The 13,911-nt window shown below is 49.0% G+C and carries 13 protein-coding genes; 6 read left to right on the top strand and 7 right to left on the bottom strand.

Features of this window, described 5'->3' with window-relative positions:
- Positions 1 to 23: 23 nt before the first annotated feature.
- From MRJ96_02640 to MRJ96_02660, 5 genes are all read left to right on the top strand, one after another.
- Positions 24 to 617 carry an AraC family transcriptional regulator gene (locus tag MRJ96_02640; protein MDR4500339.1) on the top strand — a complete coding sequence of 198 codons (594 nt, stop codon included), beginning with the start codon at positions 24 to 26 and terminating at the stop codon, positions 615 to 617.
- Between the two features lie 361 nt (positions 618 to 978).
- Positions 979 to 1,290: a hypothetical protein gene (locus MRJ96_02645; protein MDR4500340.1), complete on the top strand. Its 312-nt coding sequence runs from the start codon at positions 979 to 981 to the stop codon at positions 1,288 to 1,290.
- Between the two features lie 241 nt (positions 1,291 to 1,531).
- The gene (locus tag MRJ96_02650; GenBank protein ID MDR4500341.1) at positions 1,532 to 1,951 is read left to right on the top strand and encodes a hypothetical protein; all 420 of its coding nucleotides are present in this window, start codon (positions 1,532 to 1,534) and stop codon (positions 1,949 to 1,951) included.
- Positions 1,948 to 3,069 carry a hypothetical protein gene (locus MRJ96_02655; protein ID MDR4500342.1) on the top strand — a complete coding sequence of 374 codons (1,122 nt, stop codon included), beginning with the start codon at positions 1,948 to 1,950 and terminating at the stop codon, positions 3,067 to 3,069. Before MRJ96_02650 ends, MRJ96_02655 begins: the two co-directional genes overlap by 4 nt.
- A gap of 78 nt (positions 3,070 to 3,147) precedes the next feature.
- Positions 3,148 to 3,309, top strand: coding sequence for a hypothetical protein (locus MRJ96_02660; protein ID MDR4500343.1), 162 nt, complete (start codon positions 3,148 to 3,150; stop codon positions 3,307 to 3,309).
- Between the two features lie 76 nt (positions 3,310 to 3,385).
- On the opposite strand, the gene bfr (MRJ96_02665) is transcribed toward MRJ96_02660, so the two are convergent.
- Together bfr (MRJ96_02665) and bfr (MRJ96_02670) are read right to left on the bottom strand one after the other, a co-directional pair.
- On the bottom strand, positions 3,386 to 3,862 hold the full coding sequence (bfr, locus tag MRJ96_02665; protein MDR4500344.1) for a bacterioferritin: 477 nt from the start codon (positions 3,860 to 3,862) through the stop codon (positions 3,386 to 3,388).
- A 15-nt stretch (positions 3,863 to 3,877) separates the two neighbouring features.
- Complete coding sequence (gene bfr, locus MRJ96_02670) at positions 3,878 to 4,354, bottom strand: bacterioferritin (protein MDR4500345.1); 477 nt, start codon at positions 4,352 to 4,354, stop codon at positions 3,878 to 3,880.
- Between the two features lie 593 nt (positions 4,355 to 4,947).
- Between bfr (MRJ96_02670) and MRJ96_02675 the strand changes: the two genes are divergently transcribed.
- Complete coding sequence (locus MRJ96_02675) at positions 4,948 to 5,442, top strand: hypothetical protein (GenBank protein ID MDR4500346.1); 495 nt, start codon at positions 4,948 to 4,950, stop codon at positions 5,440 to 5,442.
- Between the two features lie 49 nt (positions 5,443 to 5,491).
- On the opposite strand, the gene glnD is transcribed toward MRJ96_02675, so the two are convergent.
- The 5 genes from glnD to aroC all read right to left on the bottom strand — a co-directional run bounded on the left by glnD (position 5,492) and on the right by aroC (position 13,875).
- Positions 5,492 to 8,197: a [protein-PII] uridylyltransferase gene (gene glnD, locus MRJ96_02680; protein ID MDR4500347.1), complete on the bottom strand. Its 2,706-nt coding sequence runs from the start codon at positions 8,195 to 8,197 to the stop codon at positions 5,492 to 5,494.
- Positions 8,198 to 8,230: 33 nt separating this feature from the next.
- Positions 8,231 to 10,018 (bottom strand): NAD+ synthase, encoded by a 1,788-nt coding sequence (locus tag MRJ96_02685; GenBank protein ID MDR4500348.1) that lies wholly within the window; start codon positions 10,016 to 10,018, stop codon positions 8,231 to 8,233.
- 179 nt (positions 10,019 to 10,197) lie between these two features.
- Positions 10,198 to 11,454 carry a GAF domain-containing protein gene (locus MRJ96_02690; protein MDR4500349.1) on the bottom strand — a complete coding sequence of 419 codons (1,257 nt, stop codon included), beginning with the start codon at positions 11,452 to 11,454 and terminating at the stop codon, positions 10,198 to 10,200.
- Positions 11,455 to 11,472: 18 nt separating this feature from the next.
- Positions 11,473 to 12,591, bottom strand: a complete 1,119-nt coding sequence (gene aroB, locus MRJ96_02695) for a 3-dehydroquinate synthase (protein MDR4500350.1) — start codon at positions 12,589 to 12,591, stop codon at positions 11,473 to 11,475.
- 123 nt (positions 12,592 to 12,714) lie between these two features.
- Positions 12,715 to 13,875: a chorismate synthase gene (gene aroC, locus MRJ96_02700; GenBank protein MDR4500351.1), complete on the bottom strand. Its 1,161-nt coding sequence runs from the start codon at positions 13,873 to 13,875 to the stop codon at positions 12,715 to 12,717.
- Between the last annotated feature and the right edge of the window lie 36 nt (positions 13,876 to 13,911).

Genomic DNA, 13,911 nt, shown 5'->3' on the forward strand with positions numbered 1-13,911 from the left:
TGAAAACGATTAGGAGGACTGTTATGACTGGTTCTCGGCTCACCATCACTCGCCCAACGATTGAGAAGCCTGGAGAAAAAGACCTGATACAAGAGCTCCAGGAATACACGGAAAATTGGGTAAACCGCATGAGACTTTTGCGGCCCACGCATGAACCACAAACCATCGCCCAAGCCATCTTCGATGAATTGTATCGGCATATCATTCACTCTGCACCTCCCACGCCACCCATCCCACAGCAGATCCACGAGTTCATCATGTCACATCTTCGGCAAGGTATCACCCTCAAAGGTCTCTCGAAATTCCTTGGCTATTCGGAAAAATATTGCTCGGAACTCTTTCAAACACAAATGGGTGAGTCCTTCACTCTCTATCTCCGTCGGGTGAGGATTGAAAAGGCCAAACACCTCTTAGAAGATGACAGCATCGGACACACGTACATCGCGGAGACACTGGGCTTTGGAGACCAATTTGCGTTCAGCCACTTTTTCAAAAAGGCGACAGGACGATCGCCCAGACATTATCGTGCACACATCCGAAACACACGCAAAGAACACACGCCCATCGATCCACTTGAAGATAGCCTCAGCGGGCGACACTCAGCTACGCCACAGTGAATAAGAATTCACCTGACGGCCTTCTGACGTTCCTCATCCTGATAACGAAATATCCCAAGCCCGTTCGATATAATGCGTTCCCGCGATCCTGATTTTCGACATGCCTGGACGGTAAATTACCATCCGATCACAAATCTCCGTATTTTCTGGTTTTTCCGCATCGAATCCGGAATTTGAACATCTTTTTCCGTTCAACCAACATGGTCTATCATCGTGCATTCACCTATATTGAAAATGATAATCATAATTCATATCAATTAAGGAGGAAGGCTTTCTCCTTTCACTCAGGAGGCGATTTCAGCACATGCTTTTTCACATTCTCGCAAACGCTACCCTATTCCTTGCTCTGGGAACCACGAACATGACCTGGGCTTTCCCACCAATAGACCCGGATGAAACCCTGCTGATTCATGAAGATGTGAACATCATAGCCGGTCTGTATTTTCGAGAGTATTCACTCAAAGGCAACGGCCTCATCGACTACAAGACGGCGCGGCAAATTATTATTTCTGAGCACAGCGCCTATGGCAATACCGTCGTGTATACCAAGGAACATCCCTTGTTTTACTGGCATGACCGAAACGGCGATGGCCGGATGGAAATGTGGGTTGATCAAAAAGTTGAAGGATGCGCCTGCGATATCGTGCCGTATGAGACCACATATCCTGAATAACTCATGTCTATGCCCACGAATCTTACGCGCCGCCGATGGCCACGACGTCTCTCAACCACCATTACTGAGAAAGTGAGATACTCATGCGAAGCTTCATAGTGCAAGAACTACCCATGCCTGGCAGGAAAGATGAATGCCTGTACATCAGCATTCATTTTGCCTGTGACCTGCCACACTGTGGCAGACGCATAGCAATCCGACATCGATGCCGGCACAATGGCACGACCCAAAGGAGGTCCCCATGATTTCTGAACGCCTCGAGAACACCACGATTACGATCAATATCCACGGAGCGTTTCACGCTGAGTCAGCCATGGAGTTTTCGACCACAGTGCAACGAGCCTACCAGATGGGGTTTCGAGAATTCTCGATCAGCCTCAAAGCGGTCAGTATGATAGACGCATCTGGACTGGAACTTCTTTCTCAGATCATGCACGAGCTAGAGCAGAAAAACTGCCTCTGCACGATCCTCCATTCGTCCGCAACAGGACAGCCGGACCGACGTTCGTTTCCGTGCCCCATCACACATCGAGTAACCCGGAATGGATCATTCAAGGCCCCTTCAAACCCCAAGGACCTGCATATGACACGCAGAAACCTTCCTACGATCAACCATCACATTCCAGAAACCACTCCTCGCTCAAAAAGGCACAAAACATGAACGAAACCCTTACCTCAAACATTTCCCATAGCCGCCAATCGGTACTGGCGACGCCCGGAAAGACCAATGGGACGACCTCTGTTTCCATGTCGCTACTCAAGTCCGGACAGGCGGACAGAACCGCAAAAAATCCAACAGGCGGACATGAACTGATTTTTCCTCTCGTCTGCCTCACTATCGGGACGGGATTCAGTCTCTTCACATGGGATTGGCATTGGCAGGCCGGAGTATGGGGTGGCGCCATCGGCCTTGCCGTAGGCTCTTGCACCACGTGGGTCGTGCGAATGCTTCAGCGACGTTCCGCGTTCGTTTCTAACCAGGCCTTACAAAGATGGACTCTCGCGGTGATCATGGTATTGGCCTTCTCGTGCACGCTCTCTCTTATCTTCCCCGGTTCCGAGCGCTTGGTCCCGGCTCTCTGCTTAACGAGCATGCTCATCTTTCCCTATCTGTTCCACTCGCTCAGCACCCCAAAAGGACGCATTGACACCCCGACGCCATCCGTCCCGTCATCTGAAACAGTTCCACATGGCCTTAAAATCCTCGACACCAGCACGATCATCGATGGACGTGTGTATGATCTATGCGAAACCGAGTTTTTCGAAGGACCATTACTCGTTCCCACCTTTGTCTTGGGAGAGCTGCAACATATTGCCGACTCATCGCAAGCCTGGAAACGAGCCCGCGGCAAAAGGGGACTGGAGGTGTTAGCCAAACTGCAACAACTACCCCACCTTCACGTCTCTATCGGGGAAGAAGACTTTCCGGAGATCTCAATGGTAGATGAAAAACTGATCAGACTCGCCAAGATCAAGCATGCAAAAATTGTCACCAATGATTGGAATTTGGCGAAAGTCGCCTCGTTTCAACACATTCAAACCTTGAACGTCAATCAATTGTCCTACCAACTGAAGCCTCCGGTCTTACCGGGAGAAGTGATTCGCGTGTACATCAATAAAGAAGGAGATCTCGCGGGGCAGGGCGTCGCACATCTGGATGATGGAACCATGGTTGTCGTCGACCAGGCCCGTGAGCACGTGAAAGAAACCATCGACGTCATGATTCAGAAATTCATGCAGACGCAATCGGGACGAATTTTATTTGGTTCTCGCGTGTAAATGGTACACGACATCTATGCCTCTCATAATCAGAAAGACATTTTCACGCATTCTCACGCAAACGAAAGGAGTTCTATCATGAAAATCCAACTCTGTCCTCAGTGCGGAAAAGAAAGCCTGGCCTCGACAGGCGCGTTTTGGGTCTGCAACGCCTGTCGAGTCGCCATCACGTCGCAAGCCTTAATACAAGACCGCACACCCCAATCCTTTTCACATCGTTTCCGGAAAAGCATGGCATAAAAAAACCGAGGGAGGCCTCAAAGACCTCCCTCGGCTACGTTCGGTTAAATCTCTCAAGTAGTCCTGGCCAATAGACTCAACTCTTGTCCTTGATCTGTTCACTGAGATAGTTCTCGAGACCGACTTGCTTCACGGTTTCCTGTTGGGTCTCGATCCAATCGATGTGCTCCTCCTCACTTTTAGCGATGACTTCCAATTTTTGTCGGGTCGTATAATCACCCACTGACGCACAGTGGGTAATGGCATCTCGCAGAAGGGAAAGATTTTCTATTTCCAGCTTCAAATCGACTTTCAATTGTTCCGGCACTGTCTCGCCAATACTAATCTTCCCTAATCGCTGCATATTGGGAACACCTTCAAGATACAAGATGTGTTCAATCATTTCCTCTGCATGCTTCATTTCGTCAATCGCATGTCCTTTGATGGCGTGATGAAGACGTTCATACCCCCAGTTTTCACACATTTCGCCATGAACAAAATACTGATTAATCGCCGTCAGCTCATTGGTGAGCACTTTGTTCAAATAATCAATAACGCCTTTTTTGGCTTTCATGATTCGCCCTCCCAGTTAGCCTTCCTTCTTAATTTGCTCGCTCAAATAGTTTTCGAGACCAATTTGCTTAATAGTCTCTTGTTGAGTCTCGATCCAATCGATATGCTCCTCTTCGTCCGTCACCATCTCTTCGAGCATATGACGCGTGGTGTAATCCCCGACCTTGACGCAATGCTCAATGCCTTCGGTCATGAGCTTTACCATTTCTTTTTCCTTGATAAGATCGAGTTTCAACTGTTCTGGTACCGTTTCGCCAATCGTGACCCTCCCCAATTTTTGTACATTGGGAAAACCTTCCAGGTACAGGATGTGCCGAATGACCCGATCAGCGTCCTTCATCTCACCAAAGCTTCGCTCCCTTACCTTTTCTTCGAGTCGCTCAAACCCCCAGTTTTCACACATCCGTGCGTGTAAAAAATACTGATTAATGACCGTGAGTTCTTCCGTCAAAATCTTGTTCAATAAATCGACGACTCCCTTTTTCCCCTTCATAACCGGCCTCCTTTCCCGAAGCGCATAAACATAGACCTCATGAATTTAACCAAATTTCTTGTGATTTTCACCTCAAAAACTACCCTTCCATCATTATCAGGGAAACGCACAAGAAAGTCAATACAAAATACTAGGTATTAATAACTAACATTGATACTCAATTTCAACTTTATTGAAATAACTTATCATAATCATTTCAACAACTTTTATCCAGAAACTCAGTTGATCATCATTTCACATCAAGTCTTGTCACTGAAACGCTATTGACAAGTTAAATATCCTATATTATGATAATGATAATTGATATCATATTCATAATACGAAAGGTATATAAAAGCGCCCATTTCTCCCTGATCTTCCTCTTCTGGGGACAGGAAAAATCTTTTCCTTGGCCAGGTGGCTCCTCTTCATCCCCCGCCTCTCCATGCCTCCTGGCCATCCCCGCATTGTGAAGATTCTCCTAGAAAAAACCCCAGGAAAACGTGACAGGCTTTCACTGTCCGCAACCTGACAAAGGACCTCAATGATCGCTTTCTTGAACGAAGCATTATCAGTCCACATAACCCCTTGTTGATAGCAGGAGGATGTTTATCATGAAAATCGGAACACACATTCCACTCTGGCGCGTGCCAATCTTGCAGGACGGTACATTGTCCTTTTCCTCTCTCACGAGTTTCGAAGGCGAATATTTCGTTCTTTGTTGCATTCAGTCGCTCACAGTTACTCAAACCAGGTTACTCAAGTCGCAGAGCGACGATTTTCTCAACACCCACGCTCGCCTGATTGCACTCTTGAACCACGATAGGAATCACGAATTCCCATGGCCTCCCCCTGAATTCAGCCTTCGCCTCCCTTTGCTCACCGATCCATTACAACGACTAAGTCGCCCCCTTGGCCTTTCTCAGCATCTTTCCATCGAGCGATGTGAAACACTCATTTTCAATCAAGACAGTCGGCTTGAATTTCGCCTGATTCATGACTTCAACCAAAGTGGATTCACCAGAGTGCTCGAAATGACAAAGCAACTCATCGAGCAAAATCATCACACAAACTTGCTTCAAGATGCACTCGTGGGGAGCGGAACCTAAAAACTTCTCACAAAGAAGAGAGAGAGAGATTGATGGAGGCAGTCGCCTATCACCCTTGTTGGTCAAGAAATAGGTCAACCTCTTTCAGGATTGCTTGTTGAATCTTGGTGCAAGCATCAGGGTCTTGAATCTTTTCACTTTCGGCCGTGACGTAAAAGATATCGGCAACCTGATCAAGCCGCGTGCTAATCCGCGCGGAATGAATAGATAAGCCCAAACCCGCCAACGTTCGAGCAATCACAAAGAGCAATCCTTGCTTGTCGTCGGCGAACACTTCAATGATGGTATGTCGATCAGAGCTGTCATTATCCAGCTTCACCTCAGTTTTGTTTCGACCTGTTGGATATTGACGACCAAACGTGACCCGCTTCCCACGTTCGAATATTTGATCGACTGTCGCGTCACCTTTCAACACAGCGATGATCGCTTGACTGACTCGCTCCAGTCTTCTTGGGGGTGGCGGTCCCTCGTAATCAGGATCTTTCACCGAAAACGAATCCACGACCACACCATCTTTTCTCGTGACAATTTGTGCATCGAGCACTTCCAGGCCCAGCGCCGCCAGCACACCTGTCATATTCATGAAAATTCCAGGTTTATTGCCCCCGTGAGCGATGAGCGTATATTCCGTGATATTTAATTCTTGGTGAAAAGTGGTTTCAACGAGAGGAACATCGCTCGACAATCGTTTAATCGCAGCAAGATGTACCGCCATTCGGTCTGTAGATGTGCTCGAGCGATATCGAGTCGGAAAGAGAGACAATTGCTCTCGCACCCACGTATCTTCAATAGTTTTGTGAGGATTCCCCTCAAGATTTTCTTGGCCTCGCTCCCTCATCAGCCTGGTAATTTCGTGATAAGGCAGTTCTTCCTGGCTGTCATGAGAAGGCTCCCCTTCTTGGCAAAGCATGGTATGAGTGTGAGAAAACAGGTCCACTAAAAGGGTTTCTTTCCATTTATTCATCACATCGGGTCCGACGGCTGCGATATCTGCCACCGTCAAGATCAAAAATTGACGTAAGACTTCCGGAGTCTTAACTTCCCGGGCAAACCGTTTGATGACTTTTTCGTCATGGATATCTCGCCGAAACGCCGTATGAGCCATCAAGAGATGTTTGTGAACGAGAAACTCGAGGAGTAGACGTTCGTCTTGCTTCAATCCAAGACGGTCTGACGTCTTCTGTGCGATGACCTTTCCGACTTCGCTGTGATCCTCTGGCTTTCCTTTTCCTAAGTCATGAAGTAAAAGCGCCAGATGCAGAAGATCTTTTTGTTGAATTTGGCCATAGACTTCCCCTAACGTCCCTTCGTTACCGTCTAACAACTCAGCCTCTCGTACGGCAATCAAACTATGTTCATCAACGGTGTATTTATGATACTGATTGAATTGCATCAGTCCTCGAACGCGAGCAAACGCCGGCACGAGCTTCTCGAGAAGTTTGGCGCGATGCATGGCCGTCAAGGTATCGGCCACTCGCCCCGTATTCGCAAGAATTTCACGAAATATTTTACTGACGACCGGTGTGTGAAAGGCTTCATTGGGGATGTCTTCTAAATATTCATGGAGTTCGTCGATCGTCTGACTATGAATGGGCATTCTTCGCTCTTGGCTAAGGAGAAACAGACGAATGAGGAGCTCCGGACTTCCCAAAACTTCTGTCAATTTCTCGGGAACGACCGTTAAACGGCCTTCAAATTCACGAAAATATCCCTCGATCAATGGGCCGGGAAACACGTTGTTCAATCGTTTCCACCAAGAAATCTTTCTCGTCCTGTCCACGAATCGCAGACATCGCTCATGAAGACCGATTGTATGACGATAGTACTGCTGCATAAACTGCTCGACCGCGAGCAAATGCGTTTGATCGCTCATGCCAAAACTCGCGGCTAAACGTTCTTGATCCTCAAAGGACAAAATATCCTGTGCACGTCCAGCCTCAAAATGCATCAGACATCGAATACGCCACAACAGTTCTCGAGCCTCATGTAGCGCCACCATATCTTTTCTAGCCAAGACACCATGATTCGTCAAATCTTGAATCGTTCCCATCTGGTACCTGGCCAGGCCGACCCATTGAAGGAGATGAAGATCTCGAAGCCCGCCTTTGCTTTTTTTGATATTCGGTTCGAGTAAAAAGACGGTTTCTCCAAACTTCGCGTAATCACGCTCTCGCTCTTCCACTTTGTGCTGTATGAACTGGTGCACATTTTTCCCTAAATTTCGACGTATGAAACGGTGCTGAAAGTCTTGAAACACCCTTGCACTCCCTGCCAGGAAGCGTGACTCCATCAAGGATGTTTTAGCCGATAGATCCGTGTCAGCCAAAGCCAAGGCTTCACCGGAAGACCGAACACTATGCCCGACTTGAAAGCCAAGATCCCATAAATGGTGAAATAAACCTTTCGATAATTCGTCCAAGACTTCAAGCCCGCTGACCTCTGACAAGATCATGACATCGATATCTGAATATGGCGCCAACTCTCCTCGTCCATAACCACCAACCGCCACAAGGCAACAACGCTGCAACTCCGCTCCCCTGTCCGCATTCGCTCGCTGAACGATGTGTCGGTATCGACCGATTAACTGATCGTCAACAAAATCCGTAAAGCGCTGAACAACTTCAGCACCTGAAGCGCCCCCCATGAGTAGAGAGCGTAAGATGTCGCGTTGATCTTGAATCAGGATTTGGCCAGACGATAGTTTCCCACCGGAAACGGAGGTAGCAAGATTCTTGGCGTCAATTCGATCATCCATCGGCTAGCCTATACCGTTTCTTCATCAGGGCTTTTAAGAATGGGGGTACTGGTTCGTGATGGGCATCCGCCGGTCTTTTCCCAGAGCACGTGGCGTAATTTTAATCCCGACAGGCGCTTGACGTCGCTTGTATTCACTTCGATCGACCATGGCGATGACGTGTTTCACTGTCGATAGGGGAAATCCCCGTTCGGAAATTTCTGCTGGAGCGCAGTCATCTTCAATGTACGCTTTCAGAATTTCGTCTAAGACCGGATAAGGCGGTAACGTATCCTGGTCAAGTTGGTTATCCTTAAGTTCGGCCGATGGAGGCCGATCTTGAATACGTTGGGGAATCGTGAGTGTCTCAAACCGGCTGCCTTGATACTGACTCCTCCACCGCGCCAAGTCAAAGACCACGGTCTTAGGAACATCTTTGATCACGGCGAACCCCCCCGCCATATCCCCATACAAGGTGGCATACCCCACGCTCATTTCACTTTTGTTGCCGGTCGTCAAGACCAGGTGACCGAATTTATTTGAAAGGGCCATGAGCAGGTTCCCACGAATCCTTGCTTGAAGATTTTCTTCTGTCGTATCAGAGGGTCGATCATGAAAAGTCTTTTTCAGTGCTCGAAGGTATGCTCGAAAGAGTTGCCCAATGGGCATGGTGTGAAGTTGAATGGCCAGTTCTTTGGCTAAAGCCCGCGCATCTTCCTTACTGGCGCGTGATGTATAAGGTGAAGGCATCATGACACCGATCACATTCTCAGCCCCAAGAGCATCTCGCGCGATCACCGCCGTCAAGGCCGAATCAATCCCGCCACTGACTCCGATCAGCACCTTCGTAAACCGGTTCTTCCTCACATAGTCTCCCACGCCGAGTACCAGCGCTCGATAGATTTCTTCCAGCGTATTCAATTCTTCCGCTGATTCATACGCCAACGGTTTCTTCGATCGAGTTCGAGAGACTGTCGACACCACAACCCGCTGAAGATACTTTCCAAACTTTCGGCTTGCTCGATCTTTCGCTTTCACGGATATTTGACGAGGCTTTGTCTGACCAAACGAAAGATCGGAGACCAGAAAATCCTCTTCAAACGCCTTTCCACGCTTGATCACTTCTCCTTTTTCGTTTACCAACATACTATCCCCGTCGAACACCAGCTCATCTTGCCCACCCACCATATTGGTGTAGCTCAACCACACCCCATTCTGACGAGCGCGGGCCGACAACATTCTCTCTCGATCTTGTCTTTTTCCCGACTGAAAGGGCGAAGCATTAATGTTGAAAATCAGCTCCGCTCCTCCCACGAGAGTTTGCGCCCGGGTGGGACCATCGGGGTACCAAATATCCTCACAGATATTGACGCCAACCTTGACACCTCCGATCACGAATACCGGGATTTTATGACCAGCATGAAAATATCGGCGCTCATCAAACACTCCATAATTCGGCAAATAGCGTTTGGCATACGTGCCAAAGACTTGCTGTTCTGAGATCACCGCTGCCGCGTTATAAAGATGGTTCAGCGCCGACGGCATCGTACGCGTCGATAAGAGATCCTTTCTAAAATGGCCCGCGAGACAGCCGACCACAACACAGAGATCCGCACTCTGCCGAACGATACGTTCGACCATCCGATGCGCATCGTACAAAAATCGTGGTTTCAGCAACAGATCTTCCGGGGGATACCCGGTGATCGCCAGTTCGGGAAACACGACGACATCAGCTTTAACTCGACGAGCCTCTTTCATCCACCCGCAGATCTTCTGAGTATTGCCGTCCAGGTCCCCTAGTGTGGGATTCATCTGAACCATCGCGATACGTAATGTCTTCATAAAAAAACGCCCTCTACTCCACTGGAGTGAGGACGCCATTGTCCTACGATGACATGCGTGCGTACTGACAAGTACGCCATTGTCTCACACACAATCAAGATAAACGATAGCACAATCCATCTTTTCACGCATCACAAACCCCGATGATTGAAACAAAAAATCTTCGACCTCCTCGTTTTTTAAGACCGTGTGGCCGATTGCAATTCCTCTGAAAGGATAATGGCCTCAGCCACCTCACGCATCGACTTCCGAAGATTCATGCTTTGTCGTTGAATGAGTTGAAAGGCCTCCGGCTCGGATAATTTTCTTGAATTCATGATATAGCCTTTGGCGCGTTCGACAAGTTTACGAACCTCTAACGCTTCCTGCATTTCGAATGACTTTTCCACAACGTTGGTGTGCGCGATCGCCACTGCCGCTTGATGGGCGATGGCCTGCAAGGCCTTGATATCCTCGGAAGTAAACTCGTACGTTGACGACGTATAACTATTGATCACACCGATGGCCTTGTCCTTCATCATCATCGGGACGGAGACCAGCGAACACAATCCTTCCTGCCTTGCGAGATCTTTGTAAAAATATCCCCCCTCGGTTCGGACATCTGGCACATACACAGGTTGTTTTTCCTTGATGGCCCGTCCGCTGATGCTCTGTCCGATTTTCAGCGCGGGTTTTCGCCGGTACCGTTCACTCAGGCTTTGCGTGGCCTCGATCCGCAATTCGCCTTTCTGTTCATCCAAGAGCATGATGGAGCAAATTTTGGAATTCGTCATATGCGCTGTCGACGTCACGATCAATTGCAGGACTTCATCGATCAGCCGGTTCGACACGACCGTCTCGGATACATGGGAAATCGTATCGAGTTGTAGAGCCCGAGCACGCATTTCTTCGTACAGCCTCGCATTGTCGATCGCCCCACCCACTTGATTGGCGATGGTTGATAACAACGCGAGCGTTTCTTCGCTGTAGCGTTTTGCACGCTTGTGCTGAACGTTAATAACCCCAACCACGACCCCTTTATTCACGATTGGCACAGATACGAATGCCTGATACCGATCTTCAGGCAAACGATTAAACAATTTAAACCGTGGATCTTCACTCGCGTTCTTAGGAATCACCACACGAGTGTTTTCTCGTGCGACCCATCCTGTTATACCTTCTCCGATTCCGATTGACACACGCCCAATGAGTTTCGGATGAGGGTTCTTTGAAGCTCGTAAAATCAGTTCGTCTCGTCGATCTGAGAACAGATACAGTAGGCAAGCATCGGATTTCGTCACCTCGACGACCACTTCCACGATTTGCTTTAAGACGGCTTCCAATTCAAGCGTGCTACTGATCGATTCGCTGATACGATGAAGGACTTCAACTTCTCGCGTACGTTCGCGCAAGGCCTGCTTCAAGGAGTCGATTGTTTGAGGACGTTTATGCGGCATAAGCAGTTTACTCGTTGATCATGTCCGTGCTCGTTCACGAACAAACCATCGTTTGACTTCCTGACGATCCAATTGCCTCACGTCGACTCGCCCAATCGCCCTCGGCAAGACGCAATGAATGTTCCCTTTCACCACTTTCTTGTCATATTGCATGGCTGTCCATAAATCAGAAAACCGCACATCTGGAAGCCGATCGGACAATCCCACTCTCCGCACGAGGTCTCGTTGCCGTCGCACAACTGTGGATGAACAGAGCCCCAGACTATTGGACAATTCCGCCTCTTGCACCATCCCAATCCCTACAGCTTCCCCATGGATCAACTGTCGATAGCCGCCTAACGATTCAAGTGCATGCCCGATCGTATGGCCATAATTCAAGATACGACGCAAACCTGACTCTCGTTCATCCTTCGCCACCACTTCGGCCTTGATTTCACAGCAGCGTCTGATCATGTATTGAACGGAACACGTGTCCAACCGAAGCACCTCCTCGAGATGGTCCTCCAGGTACTGAAAAAATTCACGATCATAGATGATCCCATACTTCACCACTTCGGCTAATCCAGCGATCCACTCTCGTTTGGGCAAGGTACGCAGCGTGTCGGTATCCATCAACACTAACTTCGGCTGGTAAAATGCTCCAATCAAATTTTTACCCAAGCGATGGTTGACCCCGGTCTTTCCTCCAACACTCGAGTCCACTTGCGCGACCAAAGTCGTTGCGACTTGCACGAACGACATACCACGTAAATACATCGAGGCAGCGAAGCCCGCGATATCTCCGATCACCCCACCGCCCAAGGCCAATAGAACATCGGATCGCTCAAAACGTTGGGTGACCAGTTGGTCCATGATCTTTGAGGCCCAGCTCAAGGTTTTGGCACGCTCACCATCAGGGATTTCGATGACCAACGGACGATATCCCGCCCGTTTGAGTGATCGTTCTACGCGGCTCCCATACAGGCGGCGAACGGTAGCGTTCGTGACGACTGCGACTCGTCCCGACAGATCGGCCTCTCGTAAACGCAAGCCAATATCTTGGAGCAAGGCTTCTTGGATATAGATAGGATAGCTCCGACTCCCCAATTCCACATGAACGGTCGAGAGAGCATGATGCTGACGTGATCGCGCTTTCATGAAAGATGACTGGTTATGGTTGTCTGAAGTCCCCATTGGACATTCGTACATATTGACGAATCATTAAATACTGAACCATGGATAAGGGTTCGGCAATCCGCAAGAGGAGTGGACTAGACAGCATTAAAATGATTGGACATATTCCTGGTACGCATCAAAATTTCGCTTCATCTCGTCAAGGCTGTCGCCACCGAACTTTTCAACCATCACATTCGCCATCTCAAAAGCAATCACAGCCTCGCCGACCACTCCAGCAGCCGGTACAGTACAAATATCTGAACGCTCGACGGTCGCCTCAAAAGGCTTCTTGGTTTCAATATCGACACTGTTCTTTGGGCTATAAAGAGTCGCGATGGGCTTCATGGCAACTCGGAGCACGATTGGTTGACCATTCGTAATACCGCCTTCCAGCCCTCCGGCGTTATTGGTTTTACGCAGAAATGTTTGACCGTCTTCGCCAGGATAGATATCATCATGAACTTCTGACCCAAAACTTCTGGCGGCTTGAAACCCCATCCCAATCTCCACTCCCTTCATGGCCTGAATACTCATCGCCGCCATGGCTAACCGGGCTGTCAGCCTGCGATCCCATTGGGCATAGGTGCCTAGACCGATAGGTGGATTCGTCACCACTACCTCAAACACGCCCCCCAAAGAATCCCCCTTGTGTTTGGCCGACCGAATCAGTTCAATCATTTTCTCACCGGATTGGGAGTCATGACAACGTACCTGCGATTGTTCGGCCTGCTCATAGGCCATCAAGGGATCCGTCGCCTCAGGTGCCCGCACACTCCCAATTTCCGTGGTATAGCTGACGACTCTCATCCCAAATTGCGCCAACAAGGCTTTTGCGACTCCCCCGATCGCCACTCGAATGGCTGTTTCACGGGCACTAGCCTTTTCCAGGACATTACGAATATCTCGATGGCCATATTTAATGGCTCCGACCAAATCGGCATGCCCCGGTCGTGGACGAGTCACGACTCGTTCGGTCACGGGCGGACCTGGCTCCGCCGCCATGATATCTTTCCAATTTTCCCAATCTTTATTTCGAATGGTCAGACCCAACGGATTTCCCAGAGTTTTCCCTTTGCGAACACCACAGGAAAACTCAATACGATCTTTCTCGATACGCATACGCCCGCCGCGCCCGTATCCGCCCTGCCTCCGCACAAGGTCTGCATCAATTTCTTCCGCCGTTAACGGCAACCCGGCAGGAACCCCCTCCAGGACAGCCATTAAACATTTCCCATGAGATTCACCTGCATTTAAATACCGCAACATAGTCGCCACCTTGCTACATTACATAAAATATTCGTA

It is taken from the genome of Nitrospirales bacterium (assembly GCA_031315865.1).
GTDB lineage: Bacteria > Nitrospirota > Nitrospiria > Nitrospirales > UBA8639 > JAGQKC01.